Here is a 12,534-nt window from a genome sequence, read left to right as displayed (position 1 = left end):
GTCATGCCGCCGCCAGGCCGGTGGCGAGGCGTGCCGGGAGCTTCGGTTCGATGCCGCAGATCCGCAGGAAGTTCGCCAGCATCGCATGGCCGTGCTGGGTGGCGATGCTTTCCGGGTGGAACTGCACGCCGTGGATCGGCAGCTCGGCATGGCGGAAGCCCATGACGTGGCCGTCGTCCGATCGGGCATTGACCACCAGGGCTTCGGGAATGTCCTCGACGATCAGCGAGTGATAGCGCGTGGCCGTGAAGGGCGAGGGCAGGCCCGCGAACAGGCCCGTGCCGTCATGGGTTACGGGGCTGGTCTTGCCGTGCATCAGCCCGCCGCGCACCACCTTGCCGCCGAAATACTGGCCGATCGACTGGTGGCCGAGGCATACGCCGAGCAGCGGTTTCCCGGCATCGGCCGCCGCGCCCACGAGATCGAGGCTGATGCCCGCCTCGTTGGGGGTGCAGGGGCCGGGCGAGATCAGGAAACCCTGCGCGCCGCTGGAGATCGCCTGCCCGGCGGAGAGCGCATCGTTGCGCACCACTTCGACTTCGGTGCCCAGTTCCATCACGTAATGGACCAGGTTCCAGGTGAAGCTGTCATAATTGTCGATGACGAGGATCATGGCCTGTCCTTTCCGTTAGAGCCCTTCGCGCTTTTCTCGACGACGATCAAGGGGCCGAGCGGCGGTCCGCCGTCCACGCGCCCATGTTCGGGGTCCCATAGCGAGGACACGCTGCCGTCGAGAAACAGCGCGTTGGGGCAATCGAGCTTGTCGCGGAAGAGCCGCGCCAGCTTGCCGAACGAGACCGGCTCGTCCGAAATGATGAAATGGGCGCGGCCCTGCCGGTCGACACCGACGCCGTTGCGCAGCTTGAGCGACTGGCCGTCCGCGTCGATCTTCGGATGCAGTTTGCCGTCCACCACCAGCATCGGGCCCGACTGGGTGCCGAAGTCGGGCCGGTTGTCGACATGGGCGGCGAAGTCCTCGCTCGTGCGGATCTGCCAGTGGCCCGCTGCATCGCCGAAGAACACGCCGTTGGGCAGGAGGTGGAAGTTCCCCCAGCCCTCGTTGGTGTTGATCGCATGGATGCGCTGGCCCTCGATCACGGCATAACCGATGGGTTTGCCGTCCGCGTCGAACATCCCGCCGTTCATCGCGAAGGCGACGGCGTGGCTGCCCGAGGGACGGTTCACCGCAAGCTGCGAGAGGCTGCGATAGGGGGCGCCGTCCTTCGGACCCAGCACGAGGTGGATCGTGTGGCGACCGGGCGTGGCGGTGCAGTGCGTGAAACTCGCGCCTTCGAACGAAGCGCCTTCACAGGGCGGCGGAGGCGGGGCTTCCGCTTTCCGCTGATCCTGCTGGGCGCCCGACGAACAGGCGGCGAGAGTGAACGCAGCCGCCAGGGCTGCGTGCCTCACTGGCCGAAGCCCGGTTCTCCGGCGACGCGGATCGCTTCGCGGGCGGCGGCGAACAGGGCGCCGGACTTGGCCTCGCACTCGTGGTGCTCGTAGTCGGGATCGCTGTCAGCGACGATGCCGGCACCGGCCTGGACGTGGAGCACGCCGTCCTTCAGCACCCCGGTGCGCAGGACGATGCACGAATCGACCGAGCCGTCGGGACCGAAATAGCCGACGCCGCCCGCATAGGCACCGCGGGTTTCGGGTTCGAGGCTGGCGATGATCTCGCAGGCCCGGACCTTGGGGGCGCCCGAGACGGTGCCTGCCGGGAAGCCGGCGAAGACCGCGTCGATGGCGTCGTGCTTGTTCGTGTCGAGCCTGCCGATCACGTTCGAGACGATGTGCATCACGTGGCTGTAACGCTCGATCGTGTAGCTGTCGGTCACTTCCACGGAGCCGGCAGCCGAGACGCGGCCGACGTCGTTGCGGCCGAGGTCGAGCAGCATGAGGTGTTCGGCGCGCTCCTTGGGATCGGCCAGCAGGCTGATCTCGTTGGCCTTGTCCTCCGCCACCGTCTTGCCGCGCGGACGCGTGCCCGCGATCGGTCGGATGGTGACTTCGCCCTCGCGCACGCGGACCAGGATTTCCGGGCTCGAACCGATCAGCGCGAAGCCGGGCAGGTCGAGGAAATAGAGGAACGGCGAGGGATTCACGCGGCGCAGCGAGCGATAGAGGGCGACCGGCGGCAGCGGGAATTCGCAAGTGAAGCGCTGGGCCAGCACGATCTGGAAGATGTCGCCCGCCTCGATGTAGTCCTTCGCGCGGGTGACCATCGCCTTGTAGTCGTCCGCGGCCATGACCGGCGTACGCACCGGCTCCGGCAGGTCGGCGATGGCGGGCGAGGCGGGGACCGGCGCGGCGAGCTTGCGCAGCGCTTCGTCGATCCGCTCGGCGGCGGCTTCGACAAGGCTCTCGGGCGTGCCGTTTTCCGGCCAGAGCGGGGCAACGCAGAACAGTTCGTCGCTCAGCCGGTCGAACACGAGGATCAGCGAAGGGCGGACAAACAGCATGTCGGGCAGTTCGAGCGCGCTTTGCGGGGCGCGCGGGAGCTTCTCGACAAGGCCGATCGTCTCGTAGCCGAAATAGCCGACGAGGCAGGCGAGGGCCTTGGGGAGCTCCGCCGGAACATCGAAGCGGCAGGCCTCGACCAGACCGCGCAGTTCGACCAGGGCATCACCCGGCAGCGGCGCGAAGGCCGCGCGGTCGTGCTGCCACTTGCGGTTGATCGCGCAGGCATGCCCCTCGGCGCGGAACACGAGGTCCGGGTCGAGGCCCAGCAGGCTGTAGCGGCCGCGCACGGCGCCGCCTTCCACCGATTCGAGCAGGAAGTCGCCGCGCCCTTCGGTGAAGAGCTTCAGGGCGGCGGCAACGGGCGTTTCGGTATCGGCGACGAGGCTGCGCCACAGCAGCGCGGGCTTACCCTCGCGCAGCCGTGCCAGTGCCTCTTCGCGATCCGATTCGCGCTTCATATCGGTGGGTGTCCTTCTTTTTCGGGTAGTTGAGGGTCAGTTGGCAGCGGTGCCGGTGCCGGCAAGACGGTCGCTGACCGTCTTGATCGCGGCGGGGTGCGTGGTGGCGCCGACCTGCTTGCGGATCGCCTGGGCGAGAGCCTCGGTATAGGCGCTGCCGAGCTGGCTCGACAGTTCGCGCTGGGTGCCCTGGACGACCAGCGGGTTGTCGGTCTTGCCGGGCACCACGTCCTTGAGCGCGACGATGAACCAGCCGCGGTTTCCGCCGACCGCCTGCACCTTCACGGTGTTCTTGGCCATGTGGAACAGCAGCGAGACCGGCGGCGGCACCTGGCGGCCCTGGCGCATCGCGGCGGTCAGCATCTGGCGCGACATGGCGACGTCCTGGACCGGGGGCAGGCTCTTGCCAAGCGCGGCGATCGCCTCGTTCAGCGACTTGCCGCCCTTGACGGCTGCCTGGATCTTCAGCGCGGCGGCCTTGGCCGCGGCAGCGCCCTTGTCCTGCTTCCAGGCATCGGCGACGTCGTTGCCGATTTCCTTGAAGGGAGCGGGGGCCGAGGCGGTGATCGCGGTCACGTCGTAGATCACGTAGCTCTGGCCGGGCGAGTTTGCGGTGCCAGGGGTGAGCTGGGCGAGCTGCGGCTTTTCCTGCTCCATGCCGAACGCGGTCGACAGGATCGGCTGCAGCTGGGCCGGGGCGGTCTCGCCCGCCTTGCCGTAGACCGAGCCATTGGCGATGATCGGCTGCGTCGTCGCGACGGTGGCGCCGACCGCCTTGGCCACTTCCACGAGGCTGGCGCCGCTCTGGAACTGGTCGTCGATACGGGCGAGCAGGTCGGTGAAGGCGGCGCGGCGCTTTTCTTCGGCCAGCTTGGTGACGATCTCGGCGCGCACGGCGGCGAGGGGCTTTTCGGGCGTCTTCTGCTCGGAATCCACGCGGATCACGTGCCAGCCCAGCGCGCTCTTCTGCGGCACCGCCAGCTTGCCGACCGGGGCCGCGAAAACGGCGTCGGCGATGGCGGGCGAGAACTGCGATGCCAGCTGTTCACGCGTGAACGATTCGAGCTTGGCGGCCGAAAGGCGCCGTTCGGTCGCGGCCAGTTCGAGCGACTTGCCGCCGCCCACTTCGGCGGCAACGGCCTTGGCGGCGGCTTCGGTCGGCACGATCAGCTGGGTGAGCTTGCGATCGTCGCGCGCGGCGTAGAGCGCGGCCTTGTCGGCCTCGTAGCGCTTGGCCACTTCCGCGTCGGTCGGCGCGGCGACGTTCTTCAGCGCTTCCTCGCCGAAGGTGGCGTAGCGGATGGTGCGGCGCTCGGGGCGGACGAACTGGTTGATATGGGTCTTGTAGAAGCTCTCGAGCTCGGCCGGGGTGGCGGGCTGCGTCGGCGCGAAGGCGAGTGCGGGCAGCGTGGCGACCTGGCCCTTGCGGTTTTCTTCGAGCAGCGCGGCATAGCGCGCGGCGAGCGAGCTGGGCATCGTGGCTGCGAACTGGGCCGGGATCATCAGCTGCTGGGCGATCAGGCCCTGCGTGAAGTCGTCGCGCAGCGCAGCCTCGGGAATGCCCTTCTGGGCCAGCGCCTGGCGGAACGCGTCCTGGCTGAACTTGCCGTCGACACCCTGGAAAGCCGGGATGCGGGCGATTTCGCTGTCCACCAGGCGCTTGCTGGCGACAACGCCGTTGTCCTTGCCAAACACGCCGATCGCGGTGCGCGAGATCATCTCGTCGAGGATGCGGGTGAGCCCGCCCTCGGCGACCAGCATCTTCATCGTCGCGGTCGGGTTCTGCTGCTTGATCTGTTCCAGCTGCGAATTGGCGGCGGTGGCGAGGTCGTTGGCCTCCACGCTCTTGCCGCCGACGGTGGCGACCGAGGTCGTGCTGGAAAGGCCTGCCGTCTCGCGCATGCCGTTGATGTCGCCGCCCGCAAAGGCAAGCGTGATCAGCACGAGCACCGCCAGGGCGATGCCGGCCCCGATCTTGGACTTCAGGAAGTTACGGAAGAATGAGAGCATGGACCGTGCCGTTCAGCGTGGAGACGAATATGCGAAGCAGCGCAAAGGCAAAGCCGATGCGGGCGCAGGCTTTAGGGGGCGCGGTGCGATCCTGCAATGGCTGACATGGTCTTGCCGGGCATTGCCGGCAGGCGCTCCGCCCGATTGCCGACAGGCGCCCCGCCCGGCAGCCGGTGCGGAGGAATTTGGCTTCACGTTGTCGGAGGTCTCCTTGCCTGTGTCAAAGTGACCCAGTTGCGCCACGCGCGGGCGGTTTTGCCAGATCCGGGACGGCGCGAATTTTGACAATTGGGCCTGCCGTGCCTAGCAGCGGCCCGGCAAGCATCCGGACGATTCCCGCTTTGACCTCATCAAGAAGCGGTTGATGGGTGGCCGGACGCAGAAAATGATTCAGGGTTTTTGTTAAATGGCTGGTCTGCCTTACATCGTCGGTAACTGGAAAATGAACGGCACGCGCGCGATGCTCAGCGAGGCGCGCGCGGTCGATCGGGCAGCCGCACGCTTTCCCAAGGTGCAGGTGGGTCTGGCGCCGCCAGCCACGCTGATCTTCCGGATGCGCGATGCCGTCGAACTGATCGGCGTCGGCGGGCAGGATTGCCGCGCCGAAGAGAGCGGCGCCTACACCGGCGACATTTCCGCGCCTATGCTGAAGGATGCCGGTGCCGACTTCACCATTCTCGGCCACTCGGAGCGCCGTACGCTCCACGGCGAGAGCGATGCCCAGGTAAATGCCAAGGCGCAGGCCGCGCTTGGCGCGGGGCTGGCGGTGATTCTCTGCGTCGGCGAGACCGAGGCCCAGCGCGATGCGGGCGAGGCGCTTGCCGTCGTGACCGGCCAGCTCGACGGTTCGTGCCCGCGGGTTGACGGGGCGCCGGAAAAGCTGTCGATCGCTTATGAACCGGTCTGGGCGATCGGTACCGGCCGCGTGCCTTCGATCGAGGACGTGGCGGAAATGCACGCGGCAATCCGTGCCAAGCTGGTCGCGCTCTACGGCGAAGGCGGGGCGGACGTGCGCATTCTCTATGGCGGTTCGGTCAAGGCCGAGAACGCGGCCGAACTGCTCTCCGTGCCCGACGTGGGCGGGGCGCTGGTCGGCGGCGCCAGCCTGAGCGCCGAGAGCTTCACCGCGATCATCGGCGCTGCCGCGCTGCTGGACGCCGATTGACGCACAATTCCTGAGGCTTTCCGGGGGCGGGCGGGCGTCTTGCCGCCCATCTCCGGCAGACGGCTTGCGCCGGGGCGTTCGAGCGCCTATCTGCGCGGCTTGAATCGCGGACGGGTCACCGTCCCCTTCGAAAGATCGAGATTTACACGATGCTGTTCACTTTCCTGACCGTAGTCCAGGCGATCGTCGCCCTCCTTCTGGTGGTCGTGATTCTGGTGCAGAAGTCGGAAGGCGGCGGCCTCGGTGTGGGTGGCAGCCCCTCGGGCATGCTGTCGGCACGCGGTGCGGCGAACTTCCTGACCCGCGCCACCGGCGGCCTTGCTGCCGCCTTCGTGATTCTCTCGATCGTTCTTGCGGCGCTGGCCGTCGGCAAGACCGGCGACGACGTCGACACTTCCCTTCAGCGCGCTGCGGTTCCCGCTGCGCCGGCGCAGCAGGCGCCCGCGCAGAACGACCCGCTCGCCGGTGCGGCCAATCCGGCCGCTGGGGCTCCTGCGAGCCCGGCCGCGGGTCAGTCGACTCCGGCCAACGATCCGCTTTCGGGTGCTGCCGGTCATTGATCTGACCCGGTAACTTCCGGCGTATCACTGTAGCGCGAATGCCGTCTGGCGTTGTCAGGCGGCATTTGATCTGTTTTGTTCTGTGGATTGAGGCACAGGGCTCTTGCCCTTGTGCCCCCATGCAATTTAAGGGCCGACTCCCATGGCGCGGCATATTTTTATCACCGGCGGCGTGGTTTCCTCGCTCGGCAAAGGTCTCATGGCGGCGAGCCTCGCGGCTCTGCTTCAGGCACGCGGTTACCGCGTCCGCATTCGCAAGTTCGACCCTTATCTGAACGTCGATCCGGGCACGATGAGCCCGTATCAGCACGGCGAGGTTTTTGTCACCGATGACGGTGCCGAGACCGACCTCGACCTTGGTCACTACGAGCGCTTCACCGGCGTCTCGGCGCATCAGGGCGACAACATCACCTCGGGCCGGATCTACCAGGACATCATCGCCAAGGAACGCCGCGGCGACTACCTCGGCGCGACCGTGCAGGTGATCCCGCACGTGACCGACGCGATCAAGGACTTCGCCATGGCGGAGACCGAGGATCTCGACTTCGTGCTTTGCGAGATCGGCGGCACCGTCGGCGACATCGAGGGCCTGCCCTTCGTCGAGGCGCTGCGCCAGATGCGCAACGAACTCGGCCGTGAGCAGACCTGCTTTGTCCACGTCACGCTGGTCCCCTACATCGCCGCAGCCGGCGAGCTGAAGACCAAGCCGACCCAGCACTCGGTGCGCGAGCTGACCGGTCTCGGCATTCAGCCCGACATCCTGCTGTGCCGCTGCGACCGCGAGCTGCCCGAGAGTGAACGCCGCAAGATCGCTCTGTTCTGCAACGTGCGTCCGCAGGCGGTGATCCCCGCGCTCGACGCGCCGAACATCTACGCGGTGCCCCAGCAGTACCACGCCGAAGGTCTCGACGCGGAAGTGCTGCACCACTTCGGCATGAGCTCGGACGCGCCCGACCTTACCCGCTGGGACGACATCACCGACCGCTTCGAACATCCCGAAGGCGAAGTGACCATCGGCGTCGTCGGCAAGTATGTCGGCCTGCCCGATGCCTACAAGTCGCTGAACGAGGCGCTGGTCCACGGCGGCATGGCCAGCCGCGTGAAGGTCAACGTGCAGTGGATCGATGCCGAGATCTTCGAGAAGGAAGATTCCGAGATCGCCGCGGCACTTGAACCCATGCACGGCATCCTGGTGCCCGGCGGCTTCGGCGAGCGCGGTTCGGAAGGCAAGATCGCTGCCGTGCGCTTTGCGCGCGAGCGCAGCGTGCCGTTCTTCGGCATCTGCCTCGGCATGCAGATGGCCTGCATCGAGGGCGCCCGCGCGGCCGGCATCGAGAAGGCCAGTTCCACCGAATTCGGCCCGACCGAGGAACCGGTGGTCGGCATCATCACCGAATGGATGACCGAGGACGGCCTGCAGACCCGCGCCGAAGGCGGCGACCTGGGCGGCACGATGCGTCTTGGTGCCTATACCGCCAAGCTCTCGCCCAACAGCCATGTCTCGGCGATCTATGACGCGACCGAAATCTCGGAACGCCACCGTCACCGCTACGAGGTCAACGCCAAGTACCGCGATGCGCTGGAATCCAATGGCCTGATCTTCTCCGGCATGTCGCCCGACGGCCTGCTGCCCGAGATCGTCGAACGTCCGGATCATCCGTTCTTTGTCGGCGTGCAGTTCCACCCCGAACTCAAGTCGCGTCCCTTCGAACCGCACCCGCTGTTCAAGGGATTCGTCTCGGCGGCACTGCGTCAGGCGCGCCTGGTCTGATCCGGCGGCGCCTGATCCATCAGGCGATACGAAATTCGGGAAGGGCCGGTTTCCTCCGTGGAAACCGGCCCTTTTTCGTTTCAGCCCAGCAGGGAGAGCAGCACCGTGACCGTTCCCACCGACAACACGGTGGAGGCTAGTGGATTGACCGGAACGAAAGAGTCCAGTTGGGGATTCCCACTGGCTTGCTGGCGTGTCAGTCTCGGAGGATGCGTGATGGGATCAGCTTCATCGTTTCGGCCTCCGACCGTCAACGCCTGCACGACATCGTGTCGGCGCCCTTGAGTCCACAGAAACATGTCTGGCGCGCCCGTATCGTTCTTTTGAGCAGCGACGGCCTGGGCACCTCGGCGATTATGACGGCAACAGGAAAGTCGAAGACCTGCGTGTGGCGCTGGCAGGAGCGTTTCATGCACGAAGGCGTCGATGGCCTGCTCCGCGACAAGTCCCGTCCGCCCGGCAAGGCGCCGGTATTGCCCAAGCGCGTGGCCGAAATTGTCCGGCTTACGCAGGAACCGCCGCCGCATGAGGCAACCCACTGGACGGCGCGCGCGATGGCCAAAGCGGTCGGGCTTGCCGTTTCGACAGTGCAGTCGATCTGGAAGGCGCATGGGCTTGCTCCGCATCGCTGGCGCAGCTTCAAGCTGTCGAACGATCCGGCTTTCGCCGAAAAGCTCACCGAGATCGTCGGCCTCTATGTCGATCCCCCCGCCCATGCGGTGGTCCTGTCGATCGACGAGAAATCGCAGATACAGGCGCTCGACCGCACCCAGCCCGGTCTGCCGATGAAGAAGGGCCGCGCCGGCACCCTGACCCATGACTACAAGCGCCACGGCACGACCACGCTGTTCGCTGCGCTCAATGTGCTCGACGGAACCGTGATAGGGCAGAACATGCAGCGCCACCGCCACCAGGAGTTCATCCGCTTCCTCAATCGGATCGAGCGTGAAGTACCCAAGGGCAAGGCGATCCACGTGATCCTCGACAACTATGCCGCACACAAGAAGGACAAGGTCCAGGAGTGGCTCGCCCGCCATCCGCGCTGGACTTTCCACTTCACGCCGACATCTTCCTCATGGCTCAATGCCGTCGAGGGCTTCTTCGCAAAGCTGACCAGGCGGCGCCTTAAGCACGGCGTCTTCCACTCCGTCGTCGACCTCCAGGCTGCCATCAACCGGTTCATCCGGGAGTACAACGCCGACAACCCCAAGCCCTTCATCTGGAAGGCCAATCCGGACGAAATCATCGCGGCTCGAAATCGAGGGTTCCAAACGTTGGAGTCAATCCACTAGAATGACTTTGGCGGTGAGGGCGCCCTCGCGGCGGTGGAACTCGGCGAGCATGAACGGCCCGGTGCCGGTGGGCAATGCCGCCAGCAGCACGGCGGCATGGCGCAAGGCGGCGGGCAGGGGGATGACCCAGAGCGCCAGCGCCAGGGTCAGCGCGGGATAGACAAAGAGCTTGAGGGCGACGAGCGCCACGGTCTCGCCCGCCGCGCCCGCGCCCGCGCCCGCGCCCGCGCCCTCGCCCTTGTCGCGCGGTTCGGCGAGGAACATGCCCAGGCACACCAGCGCGCAGGGGCTGGCGGCCGAGCCCAGCAGCTTGAGAAAGGCATCGAGCGGGGCTGCCACGCCGATGCCGCTGGCCATGACCGCCGCGCCAGCCAGCGGCGCCAGCACCAGCGGATTGCGAAACAGCGCCTGCCCCACCCGCAGCGCGATCACCGCAGGGTTGCCGCCCTTCTGGTTGCCGAACTCGATCAGGACGATGGCCAGCGCGAAGAGCACGCAAACGGTGTTGATCGTGGCGATCAGGGTCAGGGTCTGCGAGGCCGGGCCGAGGGTGGCGAGTAGTAGCGGAAAGCCAAGGAATGCCGTGTTCGAATAGCTGGCATTGAGCCCGAGGATCGCGGCATTGCCGATCGGCCGCCCCATGATCCGGCTGACCGCAACCGTCAGGACAAAGAACAGGAACGTGCTGACCGCGAAGACGGCGACAAAGCCGGGTTGCCAGAGCTGCGCGAAGTTCGCCTTGGCGACGATGTCGAACAGCAGCGCGGGCAGGGCAAGGTAGACGACGAAGCGATTGAGTTCGGTCGTCGAATGCGGGCTGAAGATCCCCACCCGCCGGGCAAGCCATCCCACGAGGGTCAGCGCGAAGATGGGCAGGACGATGGAGAGAATGGATAGCATTGCGGAATGGCGGCCCGGGCTTGCGTCAAAGCCCAGGGCTTATCGGGAGAAAGCCCGCAGTTCCAGCATGTCGCGGTTGCCGGCCGTGCAATTGCGAATGCAAAAAGGGCGGCCCGGAAACCGGACCGCCCCGTCAATTCCACGCGTTTGCGGGCCGTCAGGCTGCGGCGGTTTCGCCCGGACCGCCTTCGACCACGGTCAGCGTATTGCCGCCGATCGCGATCTTCTTGGGCTTCATCGCCTCGGGCACTTCGCGCACGAGGTCGATCACCAGCAGGCCGTCGGCAAGGTCGGCGGCGTCCACGCGGACATAGTCGGCCAGTTCGAACCGGCGCTCGAACCCGCGCTGGGCAATGCCGATGTGCAGCATTTCACCTTCGGGGGCCTCTTCGGGCTTGTGGCCCTTGACCACCAGCAGGTTGGCCTGCGCGGTGATGTCGATGTCGGCAGGCTTGAAGCCGGCGACCGCCAGGGTGATGCGATAGGCATCGGCGCCGCGGCGTTCGATGTTGAAGGGGGGATACTTGTCGCCCGCATTGGCGCGGCCCTGGTTTTCGATCATGTCGAAAAGACGGTCGAAGCCGACCATGGTGCGACGGTAGGGGGTAAAGTCGATACGGTTCATGACAAAAATCCTCGTTTGAGCAATCTTCGTGTGAGGAGGCCCGGATCGCCGGCGCCTCGTTTGCAAGCCATCCCCATCGTGGGCCATGACTTGTAACCCTAGATATGTTAGCCGCGCCGCGTTTCAAGGCTTGCCCAGCAAGGCGCGAGGCGGTCGCCGAAAAAATGCCAAGAGTCTGAATTCAAGGAGTGTTCGATGAGCCAGCCCAAGGTCGAGATCTATACCAAGTGGGGCTGCCCCTATTGCGTGATGGCCAAGTCGCTGCTGGACGGCAAAGGCGTGGCCTACGAGGAATACGACGTGACCATGGGCGGCGAGAAGCGCGCCGAGATGGAAGCGCGTGTGCCCGGTGCGCGCACGGTCCCGCAGGTGCTGGTCGACGGAAAGCCCTACGGCGGGTTCGACGACATCAATGCGCTCGATCGCAAGGGCGAGCTCGATCCCGTGCTGGGGCTCTGAGATGACCCGCGCCGCGCTGTTCCAGATGACCACGGGTATCGATCCCGTGGCCAACGCCCAGGCAATCGTTGCCGCCGTGGCCGACGCCAGGGCGGGCGGTGCGGCCATGCTGTTCACGCCGGAGATGTCCGGCCTGCTCGACCGGCAGCGCGACAGGGCGGCGGCGAACATCGTTTCCGAGGACGAGGACCCTGTGCTCGCCGCCGTGCGCGAAGCGGCCGCGCGCGAGGGGCTGTGGGTCCACATCGGCTCGCTGGCGGTGCGTCCCGAAGGCGGTGACGGTCGTTATGCCAACCGCGCGTTCGTGATCGACGACAAGGGCGAGATCCGGGCCCGCTACGACAAGATGCACATGTTCGACGTCGATCTGGCGACGGGCGAATCCTGGCGCGAATCCAATGCCTATGCTCCCGGTGACACGGTGGTGACGGTGGAAACCCCGCTGGGCCGCCTTGGCCTGGCGATCTGCTACGACGTGCGCTTCCCCGCACTGTTCGAGGCGCTGGGTCGGGCCAAGTGCGATGTGATAGCCACCCCGGCGGCCTTCACGGTGCCGACCGGCAAGGCGCACTGGCACCTGATGCAGCGGGCCCGCGCGGTGGAGGCGAGCGCCTATGTGCTCAGCGCGGCACAAGTGGGCAGGCATGAGGACGGGCGCGAAACATACGGTCACAGCCTTGCGATCGACCCGTGGGGCGAGATCCTGCTCGACATGGGTGGTGAAACGGCGGGGCTTGGCTTTGCCGATCTGGACCCTGCGCGGATCGCCGAAGTGCGCGCCCAATTGCCGAGCCTTGCCAATCGGCGCATGATCGCCGATTAAGTCCCAAAGCT

12 protein-coding genes are annotated in these 12,534 nt (G+C 66.4%); 6 read left to right on the top strand and 6 right to left on the bottom strand.

Annotated elements, in window-relative coordinates; translation table 11 throughout:
• Position 1 precedes the first annotated feature (1 nt).
• The 4 genes from DM450_RS07965 to DM450_RS07950 are packed head-to-tail and all read right to left on the bottom strand — an operon-like array spanning position 2 to position 4,928.
• Complete coding sequence (locus DM450_RS07965; protein WP_142633952.1) at positions 2-613, bottom strand: anthranilate synthase component II; 612 nt, start codon at positions 611-613, stop codon at positions 2-4.
• Positions 610-1,410, bottom strand: a complete 801-nt coding sequence (locus tag DM450_RS07960; protein WP_142633950.1) for a phosphodiester glycosidase family protein — start codon at positions 1,408-1,410, stop codon at positions 610-612. Before DM450_RS07960 ends, DM450_RS07965 begins: the two co-directional genes overlap by 4 nt.
• Positions 1,407-2,918, bottom strand: coding sequence for an anthranilate synthase component I family protein (locus tag DM450_RS07955; protein ID WP_142633947.1), 1,512 nt, complete (start codon positions 2,916-2,918; stop codon positions 1,407-1,409). Before DM450_RS07955 ends, DM450_RS07960 begins: the two co-directional genes overlap by 4 nt.
• 36 nt (positions 2,919-2,954) lie before the next feature.
• The gene (locus DM450_RS07950; RefSeq protein ID WP_142633945.1) at positions 2,955-4,928 is read right to left on the bottom strand and encodes a peptidylprolyl isomerase; all 1,974 of its coding nucleotides are present in this window, start codon (positions 4,926-4,928) and stop codon (positions 2,955-2,957) included.
• A 406-nt stretch (positions 4,929-5,334) separates the two neighbouring features.
• Here DM450_RS07950 and tpiA point away from each other — a divergent pair, with 406 nt between their 5' ends.
• The 4 genes from tpiA to DM450_RS07930 all read left to right on the top strand — a co-directional run bounded on the left by tpiA (position 5,335) and on the right by DM450_RS07930 (position 9,716).
• Positions 5,335-6,093, top strand: coding sequence for a triose-phosphate isomerase (tpiA, locus tag DM450_RS07945; RefSeq protein WP_142633943.1), 759 nt, complete (start codon positions 5,335-5,337; stop codon positions 6,091-6,093).
• 152 nt (positions 6,094-6,245) lie between these two features.
• On the top strand, positions 6,246-6,653 hold the full coding sequence (gene secG / locus DM450_RS07940) for a preprotein translocase subunit SecG (RefSeq protein ID WP_142637644.1): 408 nt from the start codon (positions 6,246-6,248) through the stop codon (positions 6,651-6,653).
• Between the two features lie 142 nt (positions 6,654-6,795).
• Positions 6,796-8,424, top strand: a complete 1,629-nt coding sequence (locus DM450_RS07935; RefSeq protein WP_142633941.1) for a CTP synthase — start codon at positions 6,796-6,798, stop codon at positions 8,422-8,424.
• Positions 8,425-8,633: 209 nt separating this feature from the next.
• Complete coding sequence (locus DM450_RS07930; RefSeq protein ID WP_142632508.1) at positions 8,634-9,716, top strand: IS630 family transposase; 1,083 nt, start codon at positions 8,634-8,636, stop codon at positions 9,714-9,716.
• Here DM450_RS07930 and DM450_RS07925 read toward each other — a convergent pair.
• Together DM450_RS07925 and DM450_RS07920 are read right to left on the bottom strand one after the other, a co-directional pair.
• Positions 9,705-10,616 (bottom strand): AEC family transporter, encoded by a 912-nt coding sequence (locus tag DM450_RS07925; RefSeq protein ID WP_142633938.1) that lies wholly within the window; start codon positions 10,614-10,616, stop codon positions 9,705-9,707. The genes DM450_RS07930 and DM450_RS07925 overlap by 12 nt on opposite strands.
• A 157-nt stretch (positions 10,617-10,773) precedes the next feature.
• Complete coding sequence (locus DM450_RS07920; RefSeq protein WP_142633936.1) at positions 10,774-11,241, bottom strand: Hsp20 family protein; 468 nt, start codon at positions 11,239-11,241, stop codon at positions 10,774-10,776.
• Between the two features lie 195 nt (positions 11,242-11,436).
• On the opposite strand from DM450_RS07920, the gene grxC reads away from it, so the two are divergent.
• Together grxC and DM450_RS07910 are read left to right on the top strand one after the other, a co-directional pair.
• Positions 11,437-11,700, top strand: a complete 264-nt coding sequence (gene grxC, locus DM450_RS07915) for a glutaredoxin 3 (RefSeq protein ID WP_142633934.1) — start codon at positions 11,437-11,439, stop codon at positions 11,698-11,700.
• A 1-nt stretch (position 11,701) separates the two neighbouring features.
• The gene (locus DM450_RS07910; protein ID WP_142633932.1) at positions 11,702-12,523 is read left to right on the top strand and encodes a carbon-nitrogen hydrolase family protein; all 822 of its coding nucleotides are present in this window, start codon (positions 11,702-11,704) and stop codon (positions 12,521-12,523) included.
• Positions 12,524-12,534 lie beyond the last annotated feature (11 nt).

Origin of the sequence: Sphingomonas sp. IC081 (genome assembly GCF_006874585.1) — a bacterium.
Lineage (GTDB): Bacteria > Pseudomonadota > Alphaproteobacteria > Sphingomonadales > Sphingomonadaceae > Novosphingobium.
Note: the sequence above shows the minus strand (reverse complement) of the source record. Positions and strands in the feature narration are given on the sequence as shown.

Coding starts and splice junctions, on each gene's coding strand:
- DM450_RS07965 (WP_142633952.1), bottom strand. CDS start 613: ATGATCCTCGTCATCGACAATTATGACAGCTTCACCTGGAACCTGGTC.
- DM450_RS07930 (WP_142632508.1), top strand. CDS start 8,634: ATGCGTGATGGGATCAGCTTCATCGTTTCGGCCTCCGACCGTCAACGC.
- DM450_RS07910 (WP_142633932.1), top strand. CDS start 11,702: ATGACCCGCGCCGCGCTGTTCCAGATGACCACGGGTATCGATCCCGTG.
- tpiA (WP_142633943.1), top strand. CDS start 5,335: ATGGCTGGTCTGCCTTACATCGTCGGTAACTGGAAAATGAACGGCACG.
- DM450_RS07935 (WP_142633941.1), top strand. CDS start 6,796: ATGGCGCGGCATATTTTTATCACCGGCGGCGTGGTTTCCTCGCTCGGC.
- DM450_RS07950 (WP_142633945.1), bottom strand. CDS start 4,928: ATGCTCTCATTCTTCCGTAACTTCCTGAAGTCCAAGATCGGGGCCGGC.
- DM450_RS07955 (WP_142633947.1), bottom strand. CDS start 2,918: ATGAAGCGCGAATCGGATCGCGAAGAGGCACTGGCACGGCTGCGCGAG.
- DM450_RS07920 (WP_142633936.1), bottom strand. CDS start 11,241: ATGAACCGTATCGACTTTACCCCCTACCGTCGCACCATGGTCGGCTTC.
- DM450_RS07925 (WP_142633938.1), bottom strand. CDS start 10,616: ATGCTATCCATTCTCTCCATCGTCCTGCCCATCTTCGCGCTGACCCTC.
- grxC (WP_142633934.1), top strand. CDS start 11,437: ATGAGCCAGCCCAAGGTCGAGATCTATACCAAGTGGGGCTGCCCCTAT.